This is a genomic window from Nocardia sp. NPDC004573, from assembly GCF_053602135.1.
The window spans coordinates 1-6,797 of sequence record NZ_JBSGDA010000051.1 but is presented as its reverse complement, the minus strand read 5'-3'; the positions used below and the strand labels follow the sequence as shown (position 1 = coordinate 6,797).

General features: G+C 67.5%; 7 protein-coding genes. 2 read left to right on the top strand and 5 right to left on the bottom strand.

What is annotated here, in order from left to right:
• Window positions 1-131 precede the first annotated feature (131 nt).
• Together ACWEKR_RS35285 and ACWEKR_RS35280 are read right to left on the bottom strand one after the other, a co-directional pair.
• Window positions 132-449 (bottom strand): hypothetical protein, encoded by a 318-nt coding sequence (locus ACWEKR_RS35285; RefSeq protein WP_452358198.1) that lies wholly within the window; start codon window positions 447-449, stop codon window positions 132-134.
• 113 nt (window positions 450-562) lie between these two features.
• Window positions 563-1,177 carry a histidine phosphatase family protein gene (locus ACWEKR_RS35280; RefSeq protein ID WP_452358197.1) on the bottom strand — a complete coding sequence of 205 codons (615 nt, stop codon included), beginning with the start codon at window positions 1,175-1,177 and terminating at the stop codon, window positions 563-565.
• A 91-nt stretch (window positions 1,178-1,268) separates the two neighbouring features.
• Between ACWEKR_RS35280 and ACWEKR_RS35275 the strand changes: the two genes are divergently transcribed.
• A complete protein-coding gene (locus ACWEKR_RS35275; protein ID WP_452358196.1) occupies window positions 1,269-1,847 on the top strand; it encodes a Uma2 family endonuclease in 579 nt (192 codons plus the stop codon).
• 150 nt (window positions 1,848-1,997) lie between these two features.
• On the opposite strand, the gene ACWEKR_RS35270 is transcribed toward ACWEKR_RS35275, so the two are convergent.
• Window positions 1,998-2,210, bottom strand: coding sequence for a hypothetical protein (locus ACWEKR_RS35270; RefSeq protein WP_195085090.1), 213 nt, complete (start codon window positions 2,208-2,210; stop codon window positions 1,998-2,000).
• Between the two features lie 99 nt (window positions 2,211-2,309).
• On the bottom strand, window positions 2,310-5,633 hold the full coding sequence (gene lysX, locus ACWEKR_RS35265) for a bifunctional lysylphosphatidylglycerol synthetase/lysine--tRNA ligase LysX (RefSeq protein ID WP_452358195.1): 3,324 nt from the start codon (window positions 5,631-5,633) through the stop codon (window positions 2,310-2,312).
• Between the two features lie 302 nt (window positions 5,634-5,935).
• Between lysX and ACWEKR_RS35260 the strand changes: the two genes are divergently transcribed.
• The gene (locus tag ACWEKR_RS35260) at window positions 5,936-6,154 is read left to right on the top strand and encodes an RNA-binding S4 domain-containing protein (protein ID WP_039794186.1); all 219 of its coding nucleotides are present in this window, start codon (window positions 5,936-5,938) and stop codon (window positions 6,152-6,154) included.
• Window positions 6,155-6,199: 45 nt separating this feature from the next.
• On the opposite strand, the gene rraA is transcribed toward ACWEKR_RS35260, so the two are convergent.
• Complete coding sequence (gene rraA, locus ACWEKR_RS35255) at window positions 6,200-6,688, bottom strand: ribonuclease E activity regulator RraA (protein WP_159840862.1); 489 nt, start codon at window positions 6,686-6,688, stop codon at window positions 6,200-6,202.
• Window positions 6,689-6,797 lie beyond the last annotated feature (109 nt).

Here is a 6,797-nt window from a genome sequence, read left to right as displayed (position 1 = left end):
AGAGCCTCGAAGAACCTCGCCCTCAACTCCTCAGAAACCACGATCCCCACAACTCCCTGAAATCCAGGGTGTTGCGGGGATCGCTAGAACCCGCCACTCGGAGGTGGGCCCTTTTCGCTGTGGTCGGCCGGCTAGCTCGAACCGGTCGGCGGCAGGAACTGCTGGAATTGGTGGAACTGGTGCGGCGGGCCGCCACGCCACGGGCCGTCACCCGGCCGGTCGTCCGGTCCACGGCGCGGGCCGTCGTGCCGTTCATGGTGTTCGAAATGGCGAGGCCCGCCATCGATGTCGGCGCCCTGTTGGGGCGCGTCCACCAGCTGGACCTGGCCGGACGGGGTTTCGGCGGAAGCGTTCGCAGCGAGGGCGGCGAGCGGGACGGCGATCAACGACCCGGCCACGGCGACCCGGGCCAGACGCCGCAGCGGCGTAGCGGTTTTGGTGAGCGACACGGAATTCCTTTCTCTCGAACCGTGAACCACTGTCGGAAGCGGCTCACCGGTCCTATCGAAGATTCCGTCACTGGGACACCGGTGCGACAGACCTGGCAATCGGCTGGGAATGCTCAGCGCGGGCCGATATTGCGGGGCAGAAGATCCCACACGTGGCCGTTCTCGTTCACGGTGGCGGCCGTGCGCCGCCCGGTGCGGGAGAACAGGATCCTGGTGATCGAGCAGTAGTCGATGGGGAAGGTCAGCGGTCTCTCCAGCCCGAGGACGTGTTGCAGCAGCACGTTGACCACCCCACCGTGCGCGAACGCGACCACAGTGTCCGCCGGGTCGGCGGCCGCGACGATATCGGAGACGGCAGCGTGGACCCTGGCCTTGAACGCGGCACCGTCCACCTGCACCGGCAGGTGACCGGCCTTGATCCGGTCGTAGGCGTCGCGGAATTCGACCTTGGCATCCTCGATGGGGATGTAGGCAGGCAGATCGCGATCGTATTCGGCGAGGTCGTCAATGAGATCGACGCCGAGACCCAGTTTCGCGGCGGTCGGCGCCGCCGTTTCCCTCGCCCGGCGCTGCGGGCTGCTCACCACACGGGACACCCGATGATGGCCGAGCGCCGCAGGCACCCGCTCGGCCTGCTCCACGCCTACCGGGGCCAACTCCGGGTCGGCGGGCCCACCCGAACTCAGCATCCGGACCGGCTGGGCATGGCGAACGAGAATCAACTGCACCCACCCCACTCTGCCGCATCCGCCCGGCCGGTCTCCTCTCGCCCCGGTGCGATCGCTGTGTATGGCCACCTGCGGTGAGATACTCGATGCCATGACCGTCGAGCCGTTTCCGCGGTGGCTGCGTCCGCCGCCCGGCGGGTTCGTAGCCGAGGATCTCGATCGCCTGCCAGACCTTCCCCCACACACCGAGTTGATCGACGGGAGTCTCGTCTTCGTGAGTCCGCAGGCGAAGTTCCGCATGCTGGCGATCACGTTGCTCGATTCCGTGCTTCGCCTGCTCGCGCCGGAACACCTGCGGGTGCGCCGGGAGATGACCGTGACACTGGGACGGGACCAGCGCCCGGAGCCGGACCTGATCGTGATTCACGCCGATCGCGACGGTGGTCCCGAGTTGACCTCGTATCAGGCCGACGATGTCGTCCTGGCAGTGGAGGTCGTGTCCGCCGAATCGCGCACACGTGATCGAGAGCGCAAACCACAGCTGTACGCCCGGGCGGGCATTGCGCATTTCTGGCGGGTCGAGAACGTCGACGGCCGACCGGTGGCGTATGTCTACGAACTGGACCCGGCGACGAAAGCATACGCGCTCACCGGTATTCATCACGATCGGCTGAAGCTGACCGTGCCGTTCGATATCGACGTCGACCTCACCGAGATCGACCGGATCTGAACCGGGTCGCTCCGGTGTGGATGGTGAGGTGGGTCGCGCCGAGCCCCCACCGCGCCGATCTGCTTGTCGGGTCGACATCGGAAACACCACGCCGTGGACAACGGTACGGCCCGGGTCGCGTCGCGTCCGCCGGGCCGTCGATGTCTGCCGCTAGGAGTTCTTCTTGCGCTTGGTCAGCAGGTAGATGCCGCCGATGATCAGCGCGACCACCAGCAGGCAGCAGATCGCGCCGATGATGAGGCCGCCCCCACCTCTGCCCTTCTTCTTTTTGGCGGCCAACTCGAGCGCGGAGTTCCACGTGTCGGGGCTGGCCCATACGGTGTGGTCCAGCAGACTCGCGTTCGTCAGCAGGTCAAGGTACATTTCGAACCCCTTCGGCGTAGCGGCTTCCTCCCGGAGCCGAATCTCCAAGGGTAGCGGTCCGATTCGCTCGATGAGAACCCTTCCGACGCGAAGGCACGGTCAGCGGGGCTTCACCAAGGGGAAAGGCAAGGTCTCGCGAATGCTGCGGCCGGTGATCAGCATGACGATCCGGTCCACGCCCATGCCCAGCCCGCAGGTGGGCGGCATCGCGTGCTCGAGCGCCTGCAGGAAATCCTCGTCCAGTTCCATCGCTTCCGGGTCACCGTTGGCCGCGAGCAGTGACTGTTCGGTGAGCCTGCGGCGCTGCTCTACCGGATCGGTGAGTTCGCTGTAGGCGGTGCCGAGTTCGACGCCCCAAGCCACCAGGTCCCACCGCTCGGCGACACCGGGGATGCTGCGGTGCTGCCTGGTCAGCGGGGACACCGACGTCGGGAAGTCGATGTAGAACGTCGGCTCCTCGGTGCGGGATTCGACCAGGTGCTCGTACATCTCCAGCACCACCTGACCGGCGTCCCACCCGTGCTGATACGGCACGTCGGCCTTTTCGCACAGTTCGCGCAGCTCCTCGACACCGGTCTCGGGAGTGACCTCGGCGCCGATCGCCTCCGACACCGCGCCGTGCACCGTCCGCACCCGCCAGTCGCCGGAGATGTCCACCTCCTCGAAAGTGCCGTCGGCGTTGGGCCGCAGGGCCACCATGGCACCGTTGGCCGCGATCGCGGCATTCTGGATCAGCCTCCGGCAGGTGTGCATCATGCGCTCGTAGTCGCTGTGCGCCTCGTAGGCCTCCAGGATGGTGAATTCGGGGTTGTGGCTGAAATCGACGCCCTCGTTGCGGAAGGTGCGGCCGATCTCGAACACCTTCTCCATGCCGCCGACGCACAGCCGCTTCAGATACAGCTCGGGCGCGATGCGCAGGTACAGGTCGAGATCGTAGGCGTTGATGTGGGTGAGGAACGGCGTGGCGTTCGCGCCGCCGTGCACTTGCTGCAGGATCGGCGTCTCCACTTCCAGGAACCCCAGCGAGTTCAGTGAGTCCCGCAGCGAACGCACCACCGCGCTCCGCTTGGCCAGCACCTCGCGGGCCTCGGTGCTGATCGCCATGTCGACATAGCGCTGCCGCACCCTGGCCTCGGGATCGGCCAGCCCTTTCCACTTGTCCGGCAACGGGTGCAGGCACTTGCCCAACATCCGCCAGTCCGCCGCCAGCAGCGAGAGCTCACCGCGCCTGCTCGCCCCGATCTGCCCGCTCACCTCGATCAGATCACCGAGATCGAAGAACTCGCCGAACTCGGCGCTGCGCGCGACGCCCACCCGGTCGCGGTCGATGACCAGCTGGATGTCGTCGGTCCAGTCGCGGACCACGGCGAAGATCACACCGCCGTAGTCGCGGATGCGCAGCAGCCTGCCGCAGACCCGCACCGTGGTGCCCCGGGGCGAGCGCCGCGCGTCGGCGACGGTGTGCGTCGGGGGATAGGCGACCGGATAGGGATCGATACCGGCATCCGCCAGGCGGGCCAGTTTGTCCATGCGCACGCGTACCTGTTCGGGCCTGCGCGGCAGCTGCTCCTCGGCCTCCGCCTCGGTGATATCCGGCGGACTGCCGTCGGCGTGCAGCCCGGTAACGGTGGCGGGGACCGCGACATGCTCACCGGTGTGGGCGGCGGCGTCGGGTTCCTTGCCGAGCCGGGGCAGGAATCCCTCGGCCAGCGCGCTGGCCACCGCGACGCGCGGCAGCTGCCTGCGCTCTTCGAACAGGAAGAAGCGCGGCGCCCAGTACGGCTGGTATTTCACGTTCGACCGATACAGCGCCTCCAGCTGCCACCAGCGGGAGAAGAACAGCAGGACGCCGCGCCACAAGCGCAGCACGGGACCGGCCCCGATCCGCCCGCCTTCCTCGAACACCGAGCGGAACACCGCGAAATTGAGCGACACCTTGGTGATGCCGTACTGCTCGGAGTTCAGCGCGAGCTGCGAGATCATCAGCTCCATCACGCCGTTGGGCCCGCCGGGGTCGCGGCGCATCAACTCCAGCGAGGCACCCGTGCGACCCCACGGCACCAACGACAACATGCCGAGCACCCGGTCCTGCGGGTTGACGGCCTCGACCAGCAAGCAGTCGCCGTCCAGCGCATCGCCCAAGCGGCCGAGCGCCATGGAGAACCCGCGCTCGGTCTCGGTGTCGCGCCAGGCGTCGGCGCGGGCGATGACCCGGGCGAACTCTTCCGCGGGGATGTCGCGGTGCCTGCGGATACGGACGAAGACGCCGTGTTTGCGCAGCCGGTTCGCGGCCTGGCGCACCGGCTTCATCTCCGGCCCCGCCAGCGAGAAGTTCCTGGTGTCCAGAATGGCCTCGTCGCCGAGGCGCAGCGCGGACAGGCCCGCGCGGCGGTAGGCCGTCGCACCGAGTTCGCTCGCGCCCATCACCGCGGGAGCCCACCCGAAACGATCGGCCAGGCGCAGCCAGGCATCGATCGCCTGCGGCCATGCCTCGCGGATGCCGACCGGATCGCCACTGGCCAGGCACACGCCCAGCTCTACCCGATAGGTCACCGCCGCTTTGCCGCTGGGTGCGAACACCACCGCCTTGTCCCGGCGGGTGGCGAAATAGCCGAGGGAATCCTCCACGTCCGAGCGCTCCAGCAATCCGCGGAGGGCCGACTCGTCGGTGCCGGTCATGGCGTTCGCCGCCCGCTGCGAGCGCAGCAGGATGACCACCGCGGCCAGCAGCGCGACCGCGCCGAACAGGCCGAGCAGGAAGTTGACGAACGGCGGCGGATGCCCGTCGAAGTGCTCGTTGTCCGCCAGCACGGCAGCGGTCACGCGATAGACCGCCCAGCCCGGTCGCTGCACGCCCTGCGGGAGGCTGCCGGGGAACAGTTCCACCAAGCCCCACCCGAGCAGCGCACCGATGGCCAAACCGCCGGCCAGCACGCCGAGCGCCTTCCATCCGGCGCCACGGCGCACCTTGGTGTAGAACTCCGGCCAGGCCGCGACGAGCACGCCGATCGTGCCCAGGTGCAGCACCATCGCCACCAGCGCGTGAATACTGCCCCGATCGGCGAAGGTGACGGCGTTGACCACGGCGTAGATCGCGAGATAGCCGACCAGCAACCACCAGGCGATCCGTTTGCGGCTGGCGATCGCGCCTGCCGTCAGCCCGACGACCAACGCCCACATCAGGTTCGTGTCCGGCGCGTCGAAGTAATACGTGTCGATATAGCGGCGCGGCACCTGGGTCAGGAAACGCAGGCCGGGCGAGAGGCTCCAGAGGAAGCACAGCACCGCGAATACACCGAGCGTCAATCCCGCGATATGCGGCACTTCCGAAAGTCGTCCGTGACCCCGGTGGGGAACCGGCGGAGTCGGTTTATCCGCGCGTGGTGCGGTATCGAGGTGTTGCTGGGCTTGCGTGGAGGTCACGGAACCAGTGTGTACGTGAGTGTGTCGGATTTGCCAAGCCTGTGGAGCGCGTGTTTGTGCGGTGTTTGTGCGGGCGGTACTTCGTCGCGACGAGTATGCCGCAGGTCGGAGCCGAACACGAACTTTCGTGATTCCGCGCCGACCGCGCGACAGAACCGAGCGAATCGGAGTGAATTTCGATACCTGCGGAAGGAACGGCCGGATTTCGGTGCGATGCCGGTGCGGGCTCGAGTTGCCCCGAGATCGCTGGGCGTGTGGGGCGGTGTTCGGCGAGTTGGGGTGAGGGAGTAAGTATTTACCCCATGTCGGAACCAGTCGAAGTACCGATCGATGACGACGTTATTCGGCTCGGCCAGTTTCTGAAGCTGGCCAACCTGATCGACTCGGGTTCGGAGGCGAAGACGGTGATCGCCGCCGGATTGGTGCGGGTGAACGACGAGGTCGAACTGCGGCGCGGGAGGCAACTGCACATCGGCGACGTGGTGGCTCTCGCCGGTCACAAGGCGATCGTGTCCGCCTGACGGCCTGCGGCGGCCGGAGCGGTCCGGCCGCGCCGCCACGCCGGCTCAGTCCTCGGCGCGCACCACGACGCCGTCGTGGTCGCTGTAGAGCATGTCGCCGGGCACGAACGTCACTCCGCCGAACTCCACCGGCACATCCCGGTCCCCACTCCCGGTCTGCGTGCTCTTGCGCGGATTGGTGCCCAACGCCTTGATACCGATGTCCAGGGTCCGCAGGATGGCCGAGTCGCGAACCGCGCCGTTGACGACGACGCCCGCCCAGCCGTTCTCGACGCCGCGCCCGGCGATGATGTCGCCGACCAGTGCCGTGTGTACGCTCGCGCCGCCGTCGACCACCAGCACCTTGCCCTCGCCCGGCTCACCGAGCGTCTGCTTCACCAGAAGATTGTCCTGAAAGCAGCGGATGGTGGTGATGCGTCCGGAGAACGCAGCCCGCCCGCCGAACTGGATGAACTGCGTATCGCAGCTGCGGATCTCCGGGCCGATCTCGTCGGCCAGGTCGGCGGTGGCGATTACATTCTGCGATTCGGTCACTGGGCTATTTTGCCGCGACTTCGTCGCGGCGTGTTCGCGGCCCCTCTATGGCTCGCGTTTGCGCGACCGCCGCTTGCTCCTTCGTCGCGTACGCGGCGGCCGCGCAAAC